19 protein-coding genes are annotated in these 20,379 nt (G+C 61.1%); 10 read left to right on the plus strand and 9 right to left on the minus strand.

Going from position 1 to position 20,379, the window contains the following annotated elements:
• Positions 1 to 365: 365 nt before the first annotated feature.
• Together VGH41_RS25180 and VGH41_RS25185 are read left to right on the plus strand one after the other, a co-directional pair.
• Entirely contained in the window at positions 366 to 1,823 is a 1,458-nt protein-coding gene (locus tag VGH41_RS25180; protein WP_331600405.1) for a catalase, read from the plus strand.
• Between the two features lie 68 nt (positions 1,824 to 1,891).
• Complete coding sequence (locus tag VGH41_RS25185; protein WP_331600380.1) at positions 1,892 to 2,515, plus strand: ankyrin repeat domain-containing protein; 624 nt, start codon at positions 1,892 to 1,894, stop codon at positions 2,513 to 2,515.
• Between the two features lie 116 nt (positions 2,516 to 2,631).
• Here VGH41_RS25185 and VGH41_RS25190 read toward each other — a convergent pair whose 3' ends face one another.
• The gene (locus VGH41_RS25190) at positions 2,632 to 3,516 is read right to left on the minus strand and encodes a LysR family transcriptional regulator (protein ID WP_331600381.1); all 885 of its coding nucleotides are present in this window, start codon (positions 3,514 to 3,516) and stop codon (positions 2,632 to 2,634) included.
• 149 nt (positions 3,517 to 3,665) lie between these two features.
• Between VGH41_RS25190 and VGH41_RS25195 the strand changes: the two genes are divergently transcribed.
• The 5 genes from VGH41_RS25195 to VGH41_RS25215 all read left to right on the plus strand — a co-directional run bounded on the left by VGH41_RS25195 (position 3,666) and on the right by VGH41_RS25215 (position 9,531).
• Entirely contained in the window at positions 3,666 to 4,451 is a 786-nt protein-coding gene (locus VGH41_RS25195; protein ID WP_331600382.1) for an SDR family oxidoreductase, read from the plus strand.
• A gap of 58 nt (positions 4,452 to 4,509) precedes the next feature.
• Positions 4,510 to 5,238: a ribonuclease activity regulator RraA gene (locus VGH41_RS25200; RefSeq protein WP_331600383.1), complete on the plus strand. Its 729-nt coding sequence runs from the start codon at positions 4,510 to 4,512 to the stop codon at positions 5,236 to 5,238.
• Between the two features lie 50 nt (positions 5,239 to 5,288).
• Positions 5,289 to 6,227 carry a dihydrodipicolinate synthase family protein gene (locus VGH41_RS25205; RefSeq protein WP_331600384.1) on the plus strand — a complete coding sequence of 313 codons (939 nt, stop codon included), beginning with the start codon at positions 5,289 to 5,291 and terminating at the stop codon, positions 6,225 to 6,227.
• A 413-nt stretch (positions 6,228 to 6,640) separates the two neighbouring features.
• Positions 6,641 to 8,158 (plus strand): methyl-accepting chemotaxis protein, encoded by a 1,518-nt coding sequence (locus VGH41_RS25210; protein ID WP_331600385.1) that lies wholly within the window; start codon positions 6,641 to 6,643, stop codon positions 8,156 to 8,158.
• A 47-nt stretch (positions 8,159 to 8,205) separates the two neighbouring features.
• Positions 8,206 to 9,531 carry an MFS transporter gene (locus tag VGH41_RS25215; RefSeq protein WP_331600386.1) on the plus strand — a complete coding sequence of 442 codons (1,326 nt, stop codon included), beginning with the start codon at positions 8,206 to 8,208 and terminating at the stop codon, positions 9,529 to 9,531.
• Positions 9,532 to 9,552: 21 nt separating this feature from the next.
• Here VGH41_RS25215 and VGH41_RS25220 read toward each other — a convergent pair whose 3' ends face one another.
• Both VGH41_RS25220 and VGH41_RS25225 read right to left on the minus strand, forming a co-directional pair.
• Positions 9,553 to 10,269, minus strand: coding sequence for a GntR family transcriptional regulator (locus tag VGH41_RS25220; protein ID WP_331600387.1), 717 nt, complete (start codon positions 10,267 to 10,269; stop codon positions 9,553 to 9,555).
• A 42-nt stretch (positions 10,270 to 10,311) separates the two neighbouring features.
• Positions 10,312 to 11,292, minus strand: a complete 981-nt coding sequence (locus VGH41_RS25225; RefSeq protein ID WP_331600388.1) for a Gfo/Idh/MocA family oxidoreductase — start codon at positions 11,290 to 11,292, stop codon at positions 10,312 to 10,314.
• A gap of 247 nt (positions 11,293 to 11,539) precedes the next feature.
• Here VGH41_RS25225 and VGH41_RS25230 point away from each other — a divergent pair, with 247 nt between their 5' ends.
• Positions 11,540 to 12,835 (plus strand): MFS transporter, encoded by a 1,296-nt coding sequence (locus VGH41_RS25230; RefSeq protein WP_331600389.1) that lies wholly within the window; start codon positions 11,540 to 11,542, stop codon positions 12,833 to 12,835.
• A gap of 26 nt (positions 12,836 to 12,861) precedes the next feature.
• Here VGH41_RS25230 and VGH41_RS25235 read toward each other — a convergent pair whose 3' ends face one another.
• Positions 12,862 to 14,031 (minus strand): fumarylacetoacetate hydrolase family protein, encoded by a 1,170-nt coding sequence (locus VGH41_RS25235; protein WP_331600390.1) that lies wholly within the window; start codon positions 14,029 to 14,031, stop codon positions 12,862 to 12,864.
• Positions 14,032 to 14,158: 127 nt separating this feature from the next.
• On the opposite strand from VGH41_RS25235, the gene VGH41_RS25240 reads away from it, so the two are divergent.
• Positions 14,159 to 14,908: an IclR family transcriptional regulator gene (locus tag VGH41_RS25240; RefSeq protein ID WP_331600391.1), complete on the plus strand. Its 750-nt coding sequence runs from the start codon at positions 14,159 to 14,161 to the stop codon at positions 14,906 to 14,908.
• 40 nt (positions 14,909 to 14,948) lie between these two features.
• Here VGH41_RS25240 and cynS read toward each other — a convergent pair whose 3' ends face one another.
• Positions 14,949 to 15,398, minus strand: a complete 450-nt coding sequence (gene cynS / locus VGH41_RS25245) for a cyanase (protein ID WP_331600406.1) — start codon at positions 15,396 to 15,398, stop codon at positions 14,949 to 14,951.
• A gap of 268 nt (positions 15,399 to 15,666) precedes the next feature.
• Positions 15,667 to 16,941, minus strand: a complete 1,275-nt coding sequence (locus tag VGH41_RS25250) for a hypothetical protein (RefSeq protein WP_331600392.1) — start codon at positions 16,939 to 16,941, stop codon at positions 15,667 to 15,669.
• 22 nt (positions 16,942 to 16,963) lie between these two features.
• On the opposite strand from VGH41_RS25250, the gene VGH41_RS25255 reads away from it, so the two are divergent.
• Positions 16,964 to 17,149, plus strand: a complete 186-nt coding sequence (locus VGH41_RS25255; protein WP_331600393.1) for a hypothetical protein — start codon at positions 16,964 to 16,966, stop codon at positions 17,147 to 17,149.
• A 108-nt stretch (positions 17,150 to 17,257) separates the two neighbouring features.
• Here the strand turns inward: VGH41_RS25255 and VGH41_RS25260 are convergent, their stop codons facing one another.
• From VGH41_RS25260 to VGH41_RS25270, 3 genes are all read right to left on the minus strand, one after another.
• Entirely contained in the window at positions 17,258 to 18,115 is an 858-nt protein-coding gene (locus VGH41_RS25260; protein ID WP_331600394.1) for a ParB/RepB/Spo0J family partition protein, read from the minus strand.
• A 114-nt stretch (positions 18,116 to 18,229) separates the two neighbouring features.
• Positions 18,230 to 19,408: a ParA family protein gene (locus VGH41_RS25265; protein ID WP_331600407.1), complete on the minus strand. Its 1,179-nt coding sequence runs from the start codon at positions 19,406 to 19,408 to the stop codon at positions 18,230 to 18,232.
• 460 nt (positions 19,409 to 19,868) lie between these two features.
• A complete protein-coding gene (locus VGH41_RS25270; RefSeq protein ID WP_331600395.1) occupies positions 19,869 to 20,333 on the minus strand; it encodes an MEKHLA domain-containing protein in 465 nt (154 codons plus the stop codon).
• Positions 20,334 to 20,379: the final 46 nt, after the last annotated feature.

The raw sequence follows: 20,379 nt of genomic DNA on the forward strand, positions 1-20,379 counted from the left end.
TTTATTAATCAGGTTCTGTCCTGAAAGCACAGATATCTGTTGGTGTCCTGTCATATCTGGCTGCCCTAAATCCTGTCCGAGCCAAGCCACACGGGCGTCTGGCGGGTTCTCGCGCGTATATCATATAAAAACTCATTAGAAATCCAATTCTCATTTTCTATTAGCGTGTTTATCGTTCTGCAAATGCGCCGCTATCGAAAGAATAGAAGAAATAGATTGGCGATTTAAATCTCCCAATCCTACGATACGCGCGGTCCCCACCGAAGCAGGAAAACACCGTGAAAATATCCAAGACACAAATCGCAGCAAGCATTCTCTCCCTGTGCTCCGCCCTTGCCGTCACGCAAGTCGCCCGCGCCGACGGCATGTTGACCCGTGATACGGGCGCGCCGGTCGCCGACAATCAGAATTCCGAAACCGCCGGTCCCGAAGGTCCGGTCGTGCTGCAGGACTCGAATCTCATCGAGAAACTGCAACGCTTCGACCGCGAACGCATTCCGGAGCGCGTGGTTCACGCGCGCGGCACAGGTCTGTTCGGCGAGTTCGTGCCGACTGCCGACATCAGTTCGTTGACCACGGCCAAGGTGTTCACGCCGGGCACCAAAACGCCGGTCTTCGTGCGCTTTTCGACCGTGATGGGCTATCGCGGATCGCCTGAACAGGCTCGCGACCCGCGCGGCTTCGCGATCAAGTTCTACACGCAGCAAGGCAACTGGGACATGGTCGGCATCAACTGGCCGGTCTTCTTCATTCGCGACGCCATCAAGTTCCCGGACTTCGTGCACGCGAACAAGCCGTCCGCGGTGACGGGCGTGCAGGATCCGAATCTCGCCTTCGACTTCTTCGCGCACACGCCCGAAGCGACCAACATGCTGACGCACCTGTACACGGACGAGGGCATGCCTGACTCGTACCGTCACATGGATGGCTTCGGCGTGCACGCGTTCAAGTTCGTCAATGCCCAGGGCGAAGTGCACTACGTGAAGTTCCACTGGAAGAGCCGTCAGGGCGTTCAGGGCATCCGCCCGCAGGACATCCCGCATTCGATCGGCGCGGACTGGAACATGATGACCGACGACCTGTACAACTCGGTCAAGGCGCGTTCGTATCCGCAATGGGACCTGTACATCCAGGTGATGTCGCCGAAGGATCTGGCCAAGTACGACTTCGACCCGCTGGACGACACGAAGGTATGGCCGACCTCGATTCCTGAGCAGAAGGTCGGCACCATGACGCTCAACCGTATTCCGGATAACTACTTCCAGTCCACCGAGGAGTCCGCGTTTGCGCCGTCGCGTCTGGTACCGGGCATCGAGCCGTCTGAAGACCGGATGTTGCAGGGCCGTCTGTTCGCCTACGCCGATACGCAGATGTACCGCCTCGGACCGAACTACATGGATCTGCCGGTCAATCGTCCTGTTGTGCCGGTGAACAACAACAACCAGGACGGCTTGATGAATGCCGGCGACCGCAAGGGTGAAGTCAACTACGAGCCGTCCGGTATCAACGAACTGGCCGAGCAGCCGCAGTACAAGGCCGTGCGTACGCCGTTGTCGGGGACGATCCAGCAACAGGCGATCCACAAGACGCTCGACTTCCGCCAGGCGGGTGAGTACTACCGCAGCCTGTCCGAGCAGGACAAGACGGATCTGGTGACGGCCCTCTCGGCCGACCTGTCACACGTTACGAACGACGCGAACAAGTACACGATGCTGTCGTACTTCTACAAGGCTGATTCCGACTACGGCAGCCGTCTCGCGCACGCGACTAACGCGGACGTGTCGCGCGTGCAGAGCATGGCGGCGCACCTGAGCGACAACTAAGCCATCACGATGAGCCTGCGCGAGCAGGCTCATCACTACGGCCACAGACCACTTTCGATGGAGCACACATGCGAAGCCTTTCTACCGCAGGGCGCAGGATTCGCAGCGCGGCGGCCGCGGCCATAGCCGTATTGATCACGGCGGGTTGCGCGCAGCATATGTACCTGTCGCAAGGATATGCGGGTGCGGATAACACAGCGGCCGCATCGAAGTACACCGACGACTGGTTCGCCGCAGCGCGCGCCGGACGAACCGACATCGTCAAATTGCTGATCGACGCGCACTACCCGCTCGAAACCAGAACGCCCGAAGGCTATACGGCGCTGATTCTGAGCGCGTATGACGATCATCCGGATACGCTCGAGACTTTGCTTGCCGCCGGCGCCAATGCGTGCGCCGCGGATCAACACGGCAATACCGCGCTGATGGGCGCGCTCTTCAAGGGCGAGACGAACATTGCGAAGATCCTGCTGGATACGCGATGCAATATCGATCAAACCAACAACGCCGGCGAAACCGCGCTGTCGTTTGCCGCGCTGTTTGGCCGCCTCGACATGATCCCGGTGCTGGTGGCGCACGGCGCCAACCCGAATCACGTGGACGCGCGTGGCGGAACCGCGCTGCAAATGGCGATCGCGCAACACAATACGGCGGCAGCCGATGCGTTGCACGCGGCGGGCGCGACGCAGTGAAGCGGGCAAGGCCCCTTTCCTGAAGACGATCACGAATCGAAGATTCGCAGGTCGGCGCGGGGGCCGCAAATTCAGTATATAAGCTTCAACGGTCGACGATAGCCGGTGAGGCGGCTCTACTCGTGCTGATCCTGCTGAATGAGCTGCGCTTCCGCAGCGAGACTTTCGATGAGCGTCATGGCGGGCTGCCGGTTCATTGCCGCCAGTCTGATCAGAATGCCGATCTCGCGCAGCAGCGGGCGCCCGGGCAGCGGAATCACCATGATTCCCGCCGTACGCGCCAGAGGCACCAGTTCGCCGGGAATGATCGAACATCCCAGGCCCTCGCTCACCATCTTCAGGATCACGGACGGTTCGTCCACTTCGATGCTGTCCATGGTCCACAGGCTGTGCCGCTTCAGAAACCGGTCGACCAGATGGCCGCCGTGCGAGCGCCGGTCATAGCGGATGAAGGGTCGCTCGCGGAACAGCTCGCCCAGATCGGTGGGCGAACCTTCGGGCGCCACGCCGACGTAGCGTTCCTGCATCAGCGGAATCCACTTCAGATCCGCCGGCAAACCGAGCCGCGGCTTGATCATCACCGCGACGTCGAGGTCGTGCGAATCGACGCGCGTGAGCAACTGGATCGAGGTGCCCGGCACGATATTGATTTGCGCCATGGCCTGTTCGTGGCGAAAGCGCAGCAATGCCTTCGGCAGAAAGCTGTGCTGTACCGTGGAAATCGCGCCGAGGTTGATGGCGACCCGGCCCGTGCCGCCCTGCTTCTGCTTCAGGCCTTCGAACGACTCGAGAATGCGCGCTGCCTGTTCGAGCACCTCGCGGCCCTCGCTGCTCAGCGTGACCGACTTGCCCGTGCGGTCGAACAACGCGTAGCCCAGCTCTTCCTCGAGGCGGCGGATCTGCGTGCTGACCGCGGATTGAGTCAGCCCAAGCCGGTTGCCCGCCGCCGAGAATGATTCGGTTTCAGCAGCCACGACGAAGGTTCGGAGATAGCGAATCATGTATCAATCTTTTCTATGCTTAGACAAAAAACTATCCGTTTTGTATCGAACTTCTAGTTTCCTATACTAACCCGTCACTGGGCCGTCCGCTACGACGCCGGCTGCCTCAGCACCGTCCACTCATCACCGTCCATCTTGGGAGTCGCACCTTGGATCTAGGAATTGCTGGAAAGACCGCGCTCGTATTCGGCGCAGCTGGCGGGCTAGGTGGCGCCATTGCGCGAGCCCTCGCAGCCGAAGGCGCGCGCATCGCCGTCGCCGACATCAATGAAGACGCGCTGGCGCAGACCGTCGCCGAGATCCGCGCCGCCGGCGCCGAAGCGCTGCCGCTGCAATGGGATCTGGCGGACCTGAGCATCGTCGAAAACCGGATCCAGGCCATCAACGCAGCGTTTGGCGGCGTGGACATTCTGGTGAACAACACCGGCGGGCCGCCGCCGACGCCGGCTGCGGGACAGTCCGTGGATCTGTGGACGAAGAGCTTCCAGTCGATGGTGCTGTCGGTGATTGCGATTACGGACCAGGTATTGCCCGGCATGCGCGAGCGCAAGTGGGGCCGCGTGATCACCAGCACGTCGTCGGGCGTGGTCGCGCCGATTGCGGGGCTCGGCATTTCGAACGCGCTGCGCATGTCGCTGGTGGGCTGGTCGAAGACGCTCGCACGTGAAGTGGGCCGCGACGGTGTCACATCCAATATCGTGCTGCCGGGCCGTATCGCGACACCGCGCATCACCTTCCTCGATGAGCAGAAGGCCAAACGCGAAGGTCGCAGCGTCGCGGAAGTGAGCGCCGAGAGCGTGGCGTCGATTCCGGTCGGACGCTATGGCGAGCCGCGCGAGTACGCATCGGCGGTGACGTTCCTTGCCAGCACGCAGGCGGCTTACATCACCGGCTCGGTGATTCGCGTGGACGGCGGACTGATCGCCAGCATCTGAGCGTCCCGATGAACGCCCCGATGAGCGCCCTCCCGCAACTGAATACGGAGTGATTCACATGACTACCGAGACACTGCCCCTGAACCCCGAGATCGCCAGCGCGCTTGCGGGCATTACCACCGCGACGCTGTCGACCGTGCTGCTGGAAAAAGGCATTCGCAAGATCTGGATGCGTGGCCCGGCGCCGTTGACCGGCAATCAGAAGCGTCAGGTTGGACGCGCATTTACGCTGCGCTTCGTGCCGGCGCGCGAAGACCTGGCGACGCCCGCTGCGTGGGCCTCGCCCATTTCGACCCGGGCCGCCATCGAGTCGATGCCGGCAGGCTGCATCGCCGTGGTCGACGCCATGGGTGTCACCGATGCCGGTATCTTCGGCGACATCCTCTGTGCGCGCATGCAAAAGCGCGGCGTTGCCGCGCTGATCACGGACGGCGTGGTGCGCGACGTGGTGGGCGTGGTCGAGACCGGCCTGCCGGTCTGGTGCCGCGGCACCGCGGCGCCCGCCTCGGTGGCCGCGCTCACGTTTGTCGGCTGGCAAGACCCGATCGCCTGCGGCGGCGTTGCGGTGTTTCCGAATGATGTGGTGGTAGCCGACACCGACGGCGCTGTGCTGATCCCCGCGGACCTGCTCGAAGAAGTGGTCGAACTCGCTTTGCGCAAGGAGCGCTTCGAGGAATGGGTGCTGCAGGAGGTCAACAAGGGCGCGACGCTGCCGGGCCTCTATCCGCCTAACGCCGAGACGAAAGCGCGTTACGAAGCGGAGCTGGCAAAACAGGCGAAAAAGTGACGCGTTGACGCGCGGGCATCATCAGGTCAATCGAAACCACGAGCCGGACTATGAGCAACTTGCTGAACCCCACTGCCAAAGGCGTCTTTCTGATCGCGGTGACGCCGTTCACCGACAGCGGCGCCCTCGATCTGGCGAGCACCGACCGCATGGTGGATTTCTATCTGGAGCGCGGCGCGACCGGTCTGACGATTCTCGGCATTCTCGGCGAAGCAACCAAGCTCACCGCCGACGAATCGCGCACCTTCGTCAAGCGGGTGCTGGCGCGCGTCGCTGATCGTGTGCCGGTGGTGGTCGGTGCATCTGCGGCGGGTTTCGCGCCCATGGGCGAACTGGCCGCGAGCGTGATGGAGATGGGCGCCTCCGGCGTCATGGTGGCACCGTCTCCGACGCTGCGTACCGACGATCAGATCGTCGCCTACTTCGACATGGTCAACGAGACGTTAGGCGAGAACTGCCCGTGGGTTTTGCAGGACCATCCGGTCTCGACCGGCGTGCAGATGTCCACACCGGTGATCCTGCGAATTCTCAAGAACTCGCCGGCCTGCGTGATGCTCAAGCATGAAGATTCGCCGGGACTCGCCAAACTGTCGGCCCTCCGCGCGGCGAGCGACAAAGGCGAGCTCAAGCGTGTGTCGATCCTGACAGGCAATGGCGGCGGACTCTTCCTGCCCGAAGAACTGAGCCGTGGCGCGGATGGCGCAATGACCGGTTTTGCCTACCCGGAAATGATGGTGGACGTGTGCGCGGCTCATGCGAACGGCGATATCGAACGGGCGCATGATCTGTTCGACGCCTATCTGCCCCTCGCCCGCTATGAACAGCAGTCGGGCATTGGCCTCGCCGTGCGCAAACACCTCATGGCGCAACGCGGCGTGATCGCTTCGGCGGCACTGCGCAAACCGGGTCCGAAACTGTCGGCAGCCGACCTCGTCGATATCGAACGCCTCGTCAGAAGACAGACGAAGCGCCTTGGCGAACTGCTTTAATCGTTGTAGCAAAGCGGAGATGCGCGGGCGGTGGGCGCCCGTGCATCTCATGACCTGCACTCGCACATGCCGGGTGCGAATGCCTTTGCCATTCATCTTCCCGCTCCTTCCTGCTGTCGTTAATGTGGATTCCTACGTTGGTGAGCGAACCCTTAAGCAACGTGCAATCACATAGATGAAACTTTTAGCATTGAATTAAAACTTCCGTCAGTTTTGTCTAAAGAATGCTGAACCTCCTACCGATAACTCAAAGGAAGCCTTAGCAACCAGGGCAGATCCCTACGAGAGGTCAGTATGTCGATCGAGATAACGCGGAGAAAACGGAAGTGAGTCGCCTGAGTCTGAATGCGAAGTTGTGGGCGGCACTCGCCGTCATGTGGATAGGACTTCTTCTGTTCGCAGGAAGTGCGGTGATGGAATCGCACAAAACCATGCTCGAAGAGCGCAAGGCCACCATCAGAAGCGTGGTCGAATCGGCGGCGGCGATTGTCGCCGATCTGGCCGCACAGGCCGACCGTCACGAGATCACCGTGGATGACGCCAAAAAGGAGGCCATCGCACGCCTGAAGGCGATGCGCTACGGCAAGGGCGGCTACATCTTCATCCTGGACTCGTATCCGCGGGTGCTCATGCATCCGGTGCTTCCCGACCTGCTCAACAAGGATGTGAGCGGCGCCAAGGATCCAACCGGCAAGCTGCTGTTCGTCGAACAGGTGCGTGCCGCTCAAAACCCGAGCGGCGAAGGCTACGCGCAGTTCGAAGGACGCGTGCCGAACGGCGCCGGCTTCGATTACGAGACCAAGATCGCCTTTGTCAAACAGTTCAAACCGTGGGACTGGTACATCGATTCGGGTCTTTATCTGACTGATGTTGCCGCTGCGTTTCAGCGCTTGCTGCTCGAATACCTGCTGATCGTGCTGGTCATCGGCGCGGTCGTGTCGGCGGCGATGCTGTGGATCAGCCGCAGCGTGCGCCTGAGCCTGGGCGGCGATCCGTCGGACGCCGCGCGCATTGCCACACAGATCGCCCGTGGCGACCTGAGCGCGATGGTCGTGACGGCGCCCGGCGACAGCGCCAGCATGCTGTATTCGATGAAGCAGATGCAGGAACAATTGACGCTGACGATCGGCAAGATCATGGTGTCGGCCGATTCGATCGCCACCGCGACCGACGAGATTGCCTCGGGCACCACCGACCTGTCGCGCCGCACTGAAGAACAGGCTGCGTCGTTGCAGGAAACCGCGTCGAGCATGGAACAACTGACTGGCGCGGTCCGCCATAACGCCGAGAACGCGCGCCAGGCCACTTCCGTTGCGGGCGACGCCTCGCGCGTCGCGCAGCGCGGCGGCGAAGTGGTGGGACGCGTCGTCGAGACGATGCGGGGCATCACCGACAGTTCGTCGAAAGTCGCGGAGATCATCACCGTGATCGAAGGCATTGCGTTCCAGACCAACATCCTCGCCCTCAACGCGGCCGTCGAAGCAGCGCGTGCCGGCGAACAGGGACGCGGTTTCGCGGTGGTGGCGGGCGAGGTCCGCACGCTCGCGCAGCGCAGTGCCACGGCTGCGAAAGAAATCAAGCAGCTGATCGGCGAGTCTGTCGAGCGTGTCGGTTCGGGCTCGAAGCTGGTTGAGGAAGCCGGCAGCACGATCGACGAAGTGGTCCGCTCGGTGGCGCGTGTCACGGCCATCATGAACGAGATTTCGGCGGCCTCCGACGAGCAGAGCACAGGTATCGACCAGGTCAATCAGGCCGTCACGCAGATGGATCAGGTCACGCAGCAAAACGCGGCGCTCGTCGAGCAGGCGACGGCGGCGGCGCAATCCATGGCCGAGCAGGCTCAACTGCTGCGCAACGCGGTAGCGGTGTTCAAGGTGGACGGCGCCGCGCATGCGCGCGGACCCCGCCTTGAAACCTCGCTGCAGTTTTAGCGCGGCTCGGCCCTTCCGGTATTTCAACGCCAGCCTCCTGGAACATCATGCAAGAGCTCAGCGAAAAGACCGTCATACGCAAGATTTTCTGGCGCGTGATCCCGCTTCTGATGGTCCTGTATGTGATCTCGTTCGTCGACCGGATCAATGTCGGCTTTGCGGCCCTGACCATGAACAGGGATATCGGCCTCACGCCCTATCTGTTCGGCTGGGGTGCGGGCATCTTCTTCGTGGGGTACTTCATCTTCGAGGTTCCCAGCAACGTGATGATGGTGCGGGTCGGCGCGCGTATCTGGATTGCGCGCATCCTGCTGACATGGGGCGTGCTGGCGTGCGCGATGGCCCTCGTGACCGGACCCGTGAGCTTCATTGCACTACGGTTTCTGCTGGGAATCGCCGAGGCGGGTTTTTTTCCGGGCGTGATTCTCTATCTGACCTACTGGTTTCCGGAGCGCTACCGGGCGCGGATCGTCTCGGCGTTCATGCTGTCCATTCCCATCTCGATTGCGGTCGGTGCGCCGGTCTCCACGCTGATTCTGCAGATGAACGGCGCGCTGGGCGTGAAGGGATGGCAATGGCTTTTCATCATTGAAGGCTTGCCCGCGCTGGTCGGCGCGTTCATTGCGCTGCGACTGCTGACCGACCGCCCGGAGCATGCCGCGTGGCTGACCGCGGACGAACAGGCATGGCTTAAAAAGGAACTGGCCGCTGATGATGCCGCGCCCTCGTCCAGCGGCAAGATCGCTGGTCTCGGCAAGGCGCTCGCGAATCCGACCGTGCTGCTGCTCGCGTTCATCTACTTCTGTGCGACGGGCGCGAACCTCGGGTTGTCGTTCTTCCTGCCGCAAATCATCAAGCAGCAAGGCTATAGCAACCTCAGCGTCGGGCTGATCACATCGATTCCCTATATTGCCGGCTGTGTCGGCATGCTGGTGATCGGCAACCTGTCCGATCGCTTCAATGAGCGGCGCTGGTTCCTCGCCGGTACGATGGTGCTAGCCGCCGCGGGTCTCGTCGCGGCCGGCGCGTTGGGGGCGTCGGCCTGGTCGATTGCGGCGCTGAGCGTGGCCGCTGTCGGCATCTTCGGTTGCAAGGGACCTTTCTGGACGCTGCCGTCGGTCTATTTGCGCGGCCCGGCGGCTGCGGGCGGGATTGCGTTCATCAACGCGATCGGCAATCTTGGCGGCTTCGCGGGACCTTATCTCGTCGGTCTCTTCAAGCGCTCATCGGACAGCTACGCCGATGGACTCTGCGCCCTCGCCGCATTCTGTGCTGCGGCGCTAGTGGTAACCGTCCTGTTCGTCCGGCCGCGGCACGCGGCCGAATCCGCAGCATTTCGCAGCCTCGCTGCGAGCAATAAGGACAGTAAATAAGCGCCAACGCCGTGGTGGATTTCAAACCGGTTTGGCGGAGGGCGAAATCAGCCGGGACAAATCGCGGTCACGCAGATAGTCGTTCTTCGCGCTCTGCAGATGGTCGACGCATAGCTGGGCGACCGCCCAGCTATCGGTACCCTTCAGTGCCTGAATCATCATGTGATGATCGCGCGCCGATTGCTGCGCATGCGCGAGGTCGGCGGTTCTGGTTGAACGGACCGGTAAGCTCAAACGCATGTAGTGCCTGATCGATTCAACAAGGTACTGGTTGCCGCACGCCGACAGCATCGTGATATGGAATGCATCGTTGGTCTCGTGCAGCGCGCCGAAATCGCGGGCCCGCAGGAAGCGCTGATAGTCCTTGTGCAGCCGCTCGAGCGAGGCGATCAGCTCTGCGGATGCGGGCAACGCAATGCGTAGCGCGGCCTGCCGTTGCAACAACTCGCGCACTTCGTAGATCTGCCGCACTTCGGCTGGCGTCAGCACACGCACTGACACGCCCTTATTCTTTTCCCGCACGGCGATACCGAGGCGCTCCAGTTCATAAAGCGCCTGGCGCGTAAAGTGCCGGCTGGCTGCAAAGCGAGCCATCAGATGGTCTTCCACCAGCCGGGTTCCCGGCGCGAGCCGACCGAAAATGATGTCCTCGCGCAGCGCGTGTGCGATGTCCTCGATCTGCATGGGCGCAGAGCGCGCCTTCGCTATTTCGGTATCGGGCTTACTGTTGGAATTCATGTGGACGTCGTCATTGCGAGGTCTGAGCCGGCCATGTTGGAATCAACCACGCGCATAGATCTGTTCGACGAGCGCGAGCGTGCGCAGATTGTCTTCAGGCGACGTTTCGAACGGCGTGTCCGCGCTCAGGGCGTCGACAAAGTGCGCGATGGCGGACGCGTACGAATCGAGGTAGCACGCGCCCAGATCGTAGTTCAGTTGCTCGGCTTCGACACCGTGGCGGCTCAGCGTAGCACCTGCCAGACGGACGGTGGCCTGCTCGCCGATCACAAGCAGTTGATCGGCCTGAGCGGGCGGCTCGCCATACACACAGAAATTGGCCAGCAGATTGACGACCGCCCCGCTCTCGCTGGTAAAGGTCAACGCAGCCCGGTCTTCACCGACGATACCCGTGCATTGCTTGCCGAGCCGGCTATGTACCAGCGTGAGATCACCTAGCAGGAAGCGTAACGCGTCGATGTGGTGGATCAGCACTTCCATCACGAGCGCCCTGTCGAGCGTCGCAATGAAAGGCTGACGCTCGACCGTAGGCAACTTGCCTTGCGCATCGGGCAGCAGGCCGGAGGTCAGCAAGGTCATCTGCGCCTGAGTGACGCGGCCCACTCGCCCTGCTTTCAGCCATGCGCCAATCTGCCGGTAGTAAGCGCGAAAACGCCAGTTCTCGTGGACCATCAAGCGGGTTTTGCCGGCCACTTCTGCAACCAGCGCGCAGGCCTCGTCGTAGGTCGGCGCAAGCGGCTTCTGGCACAGAACCGGCAGGCCGCGCGCCGCAGCCATTCTGACGAGCGTCGCGTGGACTTCGCGTGGCGCCGCGATATCGACGGCATCGAGCTGGCCTGCGTCGAGCAACGCCTCGGCACTCTCGTACACGCGTTCAATGCCAAACTCGCTTGCCCGGCGACTCGCGCGCTCGCGCGAAGGGTCGGCGATCGCGACCACTTTTGCGCGCGGCGCCAGCCGTTGCCAGCCAGCGAGGTGATGCTGTGTCACCCAGCCAGCCCCGATCAAACCCACTCTCAACATTTACCTTTCTCCACATCAGTGCGTCTGCACGGTTCAGATTTCCTGGGTACATTATTGATAATGCATGGTCTTACGGTCAAGAAGAACGGTGTTTACACCTATTTTTATGGCTTCTTTCAACCGTGCGATTGACGTGCGTATTCGTGATTATTAATAATTTTGCCGATGCAATGCGTCCTAGCTCGTACGGCGGCGCAGGCGCGACGGGCTGACCCGAAGCACGACATTCCAGAATCAGGAGACAACAATGCATGCCACTTCACCCGCCGCCGTCACGCTGGCGCAAACGCAACCCATGCGCGCGCGCGTCATCCTCGCGTCGATTCTCGGCAATGCGCTGGAGTGGTACGACTTCACGGTATACGCCTTTCTCGCCACGATCATCAGCAGACACTTTTTCCCGAACTCCACGCCAACTGTCGCGTTGCTTTCCACCTTTGCGGTGTTTGGCGTCGGTTTTGTGGCGCGCCCGGTCGGCGGCCTGTTGATCGGCATCTACGGCGATGCGAAAGGCCGCAAACCTGCGCTACTGCTGACGATCGGGCTGATGGCAGCCGGCACGTGTCTGATCGGACTGCTACCCACCTACGCGACCATCGGCATCGGCGCGCCGGTGCTGCTTGTGATTGCCCGCATTTTGCAGGGCTTTTCCGCTGGCGGGGAATGGGGTGGTTCGGCATCCTATCTGGTTGAATGGGCGCCCTCGCGTCACCGAGGTCTCTACGGCAGTTTCCATCCAGGCAGCATTTTTCTTGGTCAGATGGTAGGCACGGCAGTGACTGCATTGCTGAGTTCCGGCCTCGGACCGGAACTCATGGCGAACTGGGGCTGGCGCATTCCGTTTCTGCTCGGCGCGATTGTCGGGCCGCTTGGCGTCATCGCGCGCAACAAGATTGGTGAGACGCCGGTGTTCGAACGTGCAGCAGAAGCCGAAACACCAGTCGACGCAACGACGCGCCTGCCCATCAGGAAGATGATGTTTGCATTCGCGTTTGTGGCAGTGCAGTCAGTCGCGATTTATATCTATCTCTCGTATTTTCCGACCTTTTTGCAGCATTACGTGGGCTGGAGTGCCGGTCGCGCATTGTGGTCGACTGCCATTGCGACAGTCGCTACGGGTGTAGCCGTGGTGACGTCAGGCGCGCTCTCCGATCTGATTGGACGCAGGCCCGTTCTGCTGACGAGCTGCATCTTCTTTCTGCTGTTTTCGTATCCGCTCGTGTGGGTCATTCTGCACAGCCACAACTTCGCGCTATGCGCGTTCATTCAGGCTTTGCTCAGCGCCAATTGCGGTCTGTTCATCGGCAGCATGGCGGCGGCACTGGTGGAGATGTTCCCGACCCGGCGGCGTCTCACGGGCTTGAGCACCGCCTACAACCTGGCATCGATGATCTTCGGCGGCTTCGCGCCTTTCATTGCCACGTGGCTGATCGCGAGCACGGGCGCGCCGATCTCGGTGACGTACTACGTGATTCTCGGTGCCGCGGTTTCCTTGCCCGCTGTCATCGCTTTTCGTGAGACGGCGTGGAAGCCGCTGGACTAGGCGGCCCAGCGCCTCTCATCAGCAGTTCAAAGCAGGCCGCGTTTTGCGAGGCTTCCGTATAACGCCCTCACCCCGAACGTCCACGGCGGGATGTTCGTGGAGAGCTGCACCGTATTCACCAGGGCGCCGAGCGACGGCGTGGCAATCGTCACCACGTCGCCCAGATGGTGCGTGAAGCCTGCACCGGGCGCGTCGCGGTCCTTGATCGGCGAGAACATCGTGCCGAGGAACAGCATGAATCCATCGGGGTACTGATGATGTGGACCATATGTCTGGCCGACGAGATCAGCCGGGTCGCGACTAATTTCACTCATGTGGCTCACGCCTTCGAGCACAAAGCCATCCGGGCCTTCGATGCGTAGCGACAGACTCGCCGCCCGTACCGTGTCGAGCGTAAAGCGCTCATCGAACAGGCGTACAAACGGTCCGATCGCACACGAGCCGTTGTTGTCTTTGGCCTTGCCAAGCAACAGCGCTGAGCGGCCCTCGATATCGCGCAGATTCACGTCGTTGCCCAGCGTCGCGCCGACAATCCGCCCCGCGCTATTCACGGCGAGCACGATCTCGGGCTCCGGGTTGTTCCAGGCCGAAGTGGGATACAAACCCACCGTCGCACCGAGGCCAACCGAGGACATGGGCTGCGATTTGGAAAACACCTCCGCGTCCGGCCCGATGCCCACTTCCATGTATTGCGACCAGGCACCCCGACGCTCGAGCTCGGCTTTGAGTTTCATGGCGGCGTCGGAGCCGGGTTTGATCCTGGCGAGATCGGTGCCGATCAGTTCGGTAATCGTGCGTCGCACGTCGAGCGCTTTGGCTGCGTCGCCCCCCGCCTGCTCTTCGATCACGCGCTCAAGCAGGCTCACGGCGAATGTGACACCGCAGGCCTTGATAGCCTGCACGTCGCACGGCGCGAGGAGGCGCCTGCCGGTTTGATGAGCCGGTGCGAAGCTCGCGTCGACGAGTGCCGCGACGGGTCCGAGGGCTTCGCCGGGTGCGTCACGGGCGATCGCCAGCGCGTCGTCGCGGTCAAACAGGTCCGCCGTGGTGGGAACGGTCGCGGTGATATCGAAGACCTGGCCGCCACGGACGGCAACGACGCACGGGCCCTCCACAGGCGCGGTTCGCCAGACACGGCCAATCAGAACCGCGTGATCGAGGTCGTCAGGAAGGCAAGAGGCGGGATCAGGTTGCATGGGATCAGGAAGCGTTCGTGGCAGGAAAATCGATCGTAGCCACGCATCCGGCGAGTGTCCATCATGTTGATGTTCCATTCAACCTGTTGGACAATCTCCCGTGCCGATCTAGCCGGACGTACCGCCCATGAAAACCGCTTACGAAGTCCCCGCAGTCAAGCGCGCACACGACGTTCTCGAGATCCTCGCCCAGGCGCAGAGTCCGGTACGCGCGTCGGCACTGCTGGAGGCGACCGGTTTGTCGCGCAGCACACTTTACTTGCTGCTCGATTCGCTTGAGGGCCGTCACTGGATCGAAAAGCGTAGCGACGGCTACATCATCGGCCTGAAACTGTTTGAACTGGGCAGTGCGTACGTGCGGCATGACGGCTTGCAGTCGGCGTTCCGCAACGAAGCGAGCGCGTTCGTCGCAACGCATAACGAAGTGGTGCAGCTTGCCGTGCTGGATGCCGCTGAGGTGGTCTACATTGCGCGCGAAGATGCCCAGCGGCCGGTGCGGCTCGTGTCGGATCTCGGTTCGCGCTTGCCGGCACATTGCTGTGCCTTGGGTAAGGCATTGCTGGCCAGCCTCCCGGACGCAGAGGTGGCGGCCGTGCTGCCGGAACGTCTCGAAGCTCTGACACCGCGCACGACCACCCGGCGCACTGCCCTGCTGCGCGAACTCGCAGGCGTGCGGGCATGCGGTCTGGCAAGCGAGCGCGAAGAGGTCAGTATCGGGCTCGCTTGCTTTGCGGCGTATGTCGGAGTGACGCCGCTCGGCAAACGCGTTGCGGTGAGCACCAGCGTACCCATCGCGCGGCTTGATACTCGACGGGAAAAGCAGATCGCCACCGGTATAGCCCGCATGGCGAGCCGGATTGCCGCGGCGCTCTGTTGAGGGTGGTTCGCCACGAACGAGCGCGTGCCGGCCCGTCGAATCAAGACGCTTTATAGGGCAGGAATTTTCTCGACAGCGGGGCTTGGGCGCGGTCGCCCTTCGGATGGGCCTGGCGCTGGATATCGAGCGAAACCTCGATCGCGCTCATGATGCCATCGCCGCACTCTTCGTGGATCAGCTCCCTGATCGTGGTGCCCGAGACGGTGACGATTTCATACCAGCGATAAGTCAGCGGATCGGTCGGAACGGCGCTCGGCATCGAACCTTTGTCCGGAATGATCTGCAACCACGCAGCAGCTTCGTCCAGCAGGCCGACGATCTTGCCGAGCGTCGATCCCTGAGTTTGATCCAGCGTCATTTGTCCGGGGCGTGCAGCTTTCGTCGACTCCTTGCTTTGCCCGACACTCGTGGCGACATCCGCCCACTTGATGCCCTTCTGGACTTTGGCGCCGGCAATCACGCGGGTGAAGTCGGTGCGTCTCTGGATCACGTCAAATCTCCCTGGCGACCTATGGTCGATGGATCGCTGAGTGATCGCCAGGTTAAATTTCTCAGGCGTTCGCGGTCCGGCGGCGTCTTCGAGCCGGATCGGTGGGCTCATGGACAATGTGTTCAATCTGCTTACCGATTGATTGCAAAATTTAGTTGTCCTAGTTAGTTGACTTTTCCACGAGGACTCAAAGCTCGCGCGGAGTTGACCGGCGTGCGGATTTTTTCGGGCAGATCCGCTCATCGTCCAATAAGTCTCTGGCGACGAATCATGTCGCTGAGGTGCAAGGTGATGGATCTAGTCCGAGCGCCTCCTGATGCTGCGGACCGTCCGAATGGATGTCCCGTGTGCGCATGCCAAGGATGGCCTTCAGTTGCGACAGGTGCTGACGAATGTTGCCCGGGTGCGGGTTGGCATCTGGCGCTTCGGCGGCGTGATGACCGGGCTGCATGAAAGCGGATGGCGCGCGTCCGGAGAATGCGAATTCTGCCTCTGGCGTGGCCGGCTGGATGAGCCCATTGCGCAGGGCTTTCGCGAATGACGTCTGCCAGTCCCCCGCCGCACGTCGGGGCGAAGCTTCCGACCGGTGATGCACGGTGAGGGAACTGCCATCGTCGGACAGCGCAAGCCGGCGGGTGTGGTCCTGATCGAAAAATACACGACCGGCGTGCTGGTGCGTGACGGCATTGGCTTCGTCCATCGCCTGCAGTTGCAGCGCCTTCTCGGTCTCAAGGGCACGTTTTCGGATGGTCTGATGACGGAAGTCGGCGGTGGATCGCAGCAGAGCCCGCAGGTAGCAAATGGGCGCCTTGGCGGCCTTGAGGTGCTCCCATGTTGCCTCGACGACGTCGGAGAGAAGCTTGCCGTGCTGGCGAGCTTCACGCATGAGTTTGAAAACCAGAAATTCACGAAATCCCAAGGACAGCAAGCGTTGCAAGTCTTCAGGGACGCGTGCGGGTTGTCTCTTTTGAGTCTTAGGGTAAAGATCCTTATATATAGCTCCGTCTGCCACACTGGCATTCGGCGGGCTAACAGAAAGTCCCGGGTGGGTGTCGAGCGAAGCCTCCTGGGGTGCGTTCTCTGCAGACGGCTGTGTCTCGGGAACTTCGACCAGACCGAGGAGGGCCGCGGCCTTTTCGGTGAGATGAAGGTACGCACGACCGAATAGGCCCGCCTGGCTGTAGCGGCGTTGGGAGGGACGGTGAACCAGCCCAGCAGCTTCCAGATCGTCCAGACTTCGGTAGAAGGTCCGCATGGATTGCAGGGCCCGGCCAGTGAGCAATTCGCGGCGGGCAAAGATGGCGCCGTATGGATTGTGTGCATCGACGGTACGTGCGAGTGCGGCGAGCACGGCGCGTGCTCGGGCAGACAGGCCATCCAGATTAGTGGCGCGATGTACGGCTCGAAGGATCACCCACGGAAGGTTCGTGGTGTCGCACTGGAGCGCGTGCGACGGAGGATCAATGCTGACGCTGTGAGCGTTCTCATCTGTGATGAGGCGAGTTTGACCCTCGCCAGCAACGAAGTGTTGCGCGATAAGCATACGTCTCTATCCATTCGAAAAAATGGACGACAAACGCTTGACTGCCTATCTCAATCCGCTACACTTCCAGGTGTCTGGCCTGTTCCCGATTCCCGTCGGGGAAGTGCAGTGGGTGAGCGACAGCAAGCCCAATATTCAAAAGCCTTCGGTTCCCGCCGAAGGCTTTTGTCTTTACAGCTTCCGATTTACGCCATCGTTGGCCTCGTGATGATTGAATCGTAAGTCATTGATTTTTAAGCAAACTCTACTAGGTTCTTGCCGTAAGAGGTTTTCCTGAAATCGTAAGTCATTGATTTCATTGAAAACTCTACTAGATTCACTCGGATTCGCTGCCCATCTCTGCTTGAATCAGCTGCGAAATACGTTCAGCCCACTTGTCGATCGCCTTGGCGTCGCCGTCGAAGAAGCGAATTCCCACCACGCCGTTTCGAGCCGATATTTCACAGTACTTCTTCTTTCCCGATCTGATCACCGTGGCAGGGCTGCTTGCTGCGCGAACCGGTTTCTGCGTTGCGAAACTGACCGCTTGATCCTGCGTGAAGCTGCTGTCCGTTACAAGCTTCTGCACTGCTTCGGCCACCTTCTCTGCTTTCCCTGCCGCCACCAACGCGGCGAGTTTTTGTGCCGCATTGCTGCCCAGCCGTTCGGGCTTCTCCGATAGCGCTGCTTTTGCGTCATCAGGGAGAGCGTCGAACGAAAAAATTCGAGTGACGTGGCTCTTGCTCAAGCCAGCGCTTTCAGAGATCTCCGTGCGCGACAGCCCAGAAATCTCCTGGAGTCGTTTGAAGTTCCAGTACTTCTCGAAGTCGGAGAGCGAAGGGGAGAGCAGGTTCGAGAAGAACGCGGCGAACTCGACCTCGCGCTCGTCAACCGTAATGACGTTGGCGAGGATGGCCTTGCGGCCCAGTTCGCGATACGCCGACACCCGGTTGTGACCGGCTACCAGTTCATACTTCCCGTCGGACAGCGAGCGGACCAGAATCGGCGTCGAGAGCGGATGTTGGGCAAGATTGCTCTTCAACTCGCCGAACTGCTCCGCGGTCAACTTGCGCCTTCGTCCGGGCACCTCGACGAGGAGGTCGAGGTCAAGCTCGCGCGCGGAACGCTGGGCGAGTTGCCCTTCGAGCTCCTTGATCCGATTGTGAGCAAGATTGATGGTGTTCTGCGCGTCCATCAGACGGCCGGGCGAAGTTCTCGCCTCAGTCGATGCTGGCCGAACCGGGCTGGCTTCCGGGCCCTTGGTCCCAACTCCCGCGGTCTTTGCGAGTAATCTGTCCCCGATTCCCATTTAAGCCTCCGGTTGAGTCCATGCACGGACGAATTGCGCGTCGAGATGATCGGCCAGACGGTCGATCGGCTCCTTATAGCGGTTGTAGGCAGCCGCACTGCCATCCGGTTTCGACAGGTCGTACACCGTCGAAAGCTGCGCGGACGCGCCCTTTGGAACGGTCGATTCCGGAATCTCAAACGGCAGCACCCGGTCGCCATACGCCTTCTGCAGCCAGCCGCGCACGACGCGCGAGACGTCGTCACTCTTCGCTTTGGTCAGCACCACGTTCACGAAGTCGTAACGCTTGGTCTGCATCACACCCGGCAGCTTTTTCGCGATGTCGGAAAAGAGATGCCAGAATTGCGTCGAACTGGCGAAATCCAGCCCTTCAGGCGGGCAGGGCAGAATGATCGCGTCGGATGCGAGCAGCGCATTGATCGTCAGGTAGCTCAGTGCCGGCGGGGTATCGATGACCACCACGTCGTAGTCGTACGTGAGCGGCTCGAGACCCTTGTGGACGATGTCCCAGAACTCGAAGGTGCTGTCTTTAAGTACCTTGGCCGGGATTTCGAATTCCGCGTCGAACAACGACGAGGAGGCCGGAATCAGCGACAGGTTATGCCAGTACGTCGATTGAACCGCGTAGTGCAGCGTGTCCTGCTCGCCGTAGATCAACGGGAGCAGGGTCTGCTCGTCGGAAATCTCGGCGTCCGGTGCCCAGCCGCACAGTTGCGTGGCGGTGCCCTGCGGATCGCAGTCGATCACCAGCACCTTGCGGCCCAGCAGGGTCAACGCCTGCGCGACCGACACCGCGGTGGTCGTTTTTGCGACGCCGCCCTTGAAATTGGCAATGGTGAGAACGCGACCGCGTCTGCCTTCCGGACGGGCAGGGCGCTCAGACGTCGCGCCCACCCAGGTGAGCGCCTCTTCGAGCGAAAACTCCTTGCTGCGCCCCGCGCCACGGGATGTCCCGGACGGCAGATCGCCTTTGGTCGTGAGATACTGGAAGCGCTGCTTGTCCAACCCGCATAGCGAGGCCACCTGCGCGCTCGTAAAGGTCGGCGGGTGCTTGCGCGGATAGGGCTCCAGCATCGCGTCACGAATCTGATTCAAGATGTCCGTGGCTTGAGCGGCGACGCCAAGGAGGGTTTCTATGGACACGGACTGGTCCACCTCCGGCAGGCGGGCACTGAGCAAAGTGTTCGCGGTCACAGTGATATCCTGGGATTTCTGGAAATTCTTCGGTTTGTGTGTAAAGCGTGGCTGACCGAAGAATAAACGGCAAACCGGTAAACCTCAAGTAAACTCTTAAGATTGTGATTGCGCGCCTCCAGGTGAGCGCCGTGCCGTATGGGTTTCGAGACAGGGCCACACCATCCTTGGGGCGCTCTGCACGGTGTCTGGAGGGGTCGAACGCGACTTTCGTGGAACAACGGGATTAATTCCGCAAAACGTATAACCCATTGTTTATGCGTTGTTATCCGGCTGATTTGCAGGAATGTTTCACGGTGAGACGGCTTGCCCGCGCCTCAGACGCGCCAAATAAAGCGAATTGGATGGTTTTACGGTGCCACGCAGCCGATTTCACCAAAAATGTAGCGGCAGCTACACGTTTGGTGTTTTTTGCTACGTTATAGGCGGCCGCGTTACAGATGTGTCAGTCCGAGGCCACCGGCGCGGTTTCAGGCAGCAGCGCGGCCTGGCCGCGATACACGCCGTGCTGGTCCATCAACTGCCAGACAATGGCGTTTTCAATCCAGAAGCGTTCCCCGCTCCGCGTGACACGAATGCCGCGATAGCCCGCGACAAATCCGTCCCGTTGAACCTGCTCCAGAAAGGCACGCCGCTCCTCGCGCTCCGGCGCTTCGGCCGACAGTCGCGAGGGCAGGGCAGTGAGTTCGCTCCAGCTGTAGTCGAACAGTCGCTGCGCGGTCTTGTTGCCGTAGACAAAGATCGGGTCCGCGTCGGTGTTGTGCGCCAGGATTCCGAATGGCGCACTTTCATATAGCCACTGTGCTGCCTCTTCGATGCTCATGCCGGCAGGCGTCAGAGGCCGCTGCAAAAGCCGCTCATAGCTCTCTGACAAGAGTTGGAAAAATTCCGGGTCGGTTGAAAGCTTCAACGATCTCTCCACGAGGTGACTGAAGGGATGGCCGCGTCGTTTGCGA

This window comes from Paraburkholderia sp. (genome assembly GCF_036488795.1).
GTDB lineage: Bacteria > Pseudomonadota > Gammaproteobacteria > Burkholderiales > Burkholderiaceae > Paraburkholderia.

Coding starts and splice junctions, on each gene's coding strand:
- VGH41_RS25200 (WP_331600383.1), top strand. CDS start 4,510: ATGACTACCGAGACACTGCCCCTGAACCCCGAGATCGCCAGCGCGCTT.
- VGH41_RS25215 (WP_331600386.1), top strand. CDS start 8,206: ATGCAAGAGCTCAGCGAAAAGACCGTCATACGCAAGATTTTCTGGCGC.
- VGH41_RS25240 (WP_331600391.1), top strand. CDS start 14,159: ATGAAAACCGCTTACGAAGTCCCCGCAGTCAAGCGCGCACACGACGTT.
- VGH41_RS25230 (WP_331600389.1), top strand. CDS start 11,540: ATGCATGCCACTTCACCCGCCGCCGTCACGCTGGCGCAAACGCAACCC.
- VGH41_RS25205 (WP_331600384.1), top strand. CDS start 5,289: ATGAGCAACTTGCTGAACCCCACTGCCAAAGGCGTCTTTCTGATCGCG.
- VGH41_RS25220 (WP_331600387.1), bottom strand. CDS start 10,269: ATGAATTCCAACAGTAAGCCCGATACCGAAATAGCGAAGGCGCGCTCT.
- VGH41_RS25250 (WP_331600392.1), bottom strand. CDS start 16,941: ATGCTTATCGCGCAACACTTCGTTGCTGGCGAGGGTCAAACTCGCCTC.
- VGH41_RS25190 (WP_331600381.1), bottom strand. CDS start 3,516: ATGATTCGCTATCTCCGAACCTTCGTCGTGGCTGCTGAAACCGAATCA.
- VGH41_RS25260 (WP_331600394.1), bottom strand. CDS start 18,115: ATGGACGCGCAGAACACCATCAATCTTGCTCACAATCGGATCAAGGAG.
- VGH41_RS25185 (WP_331600380.1), top strand. CDS start 1,892: ATGCGAAGCCTTTCTACCGCAGGGCGCAGGATTCGCAGCGCGGCGGCC.
- VGH41_RS25225 (WP_331600388.1), bottom strand. CDS start 11,292: ATGTTGAGAGTGGGTTTGATCGGGGCTGGCTGGGTGACACAGCATCAC.
- VGH41_RS25180 (WP_331600405.1), top strand. CDS start 366: ATGTTGACCCGTGATACGGGCGCGCCGGTCGCCGACAATCAGAATTCC.
- VGH41_RS25235 (WP_331600390.1), bottom strand. CDS start 14,031: ATGCAACCTGATCCCGCCTCTTGCCTTCCTGACGACCTCGATCACGCG.
- VGH41_RS25210 (WP_331600385.1), top strand. CDS start 6,641: ATGGAATCGCACAAAACCATGCTCGAAGAGCGCAAGGCCACCATCAGA.
- VGH41_RS25255 (WP_331600393.1), top strand. CDS start 16,964: ATGGACGACAAACGCTTGACTGCCTATCTCAATCCGCTACACTTCCAG.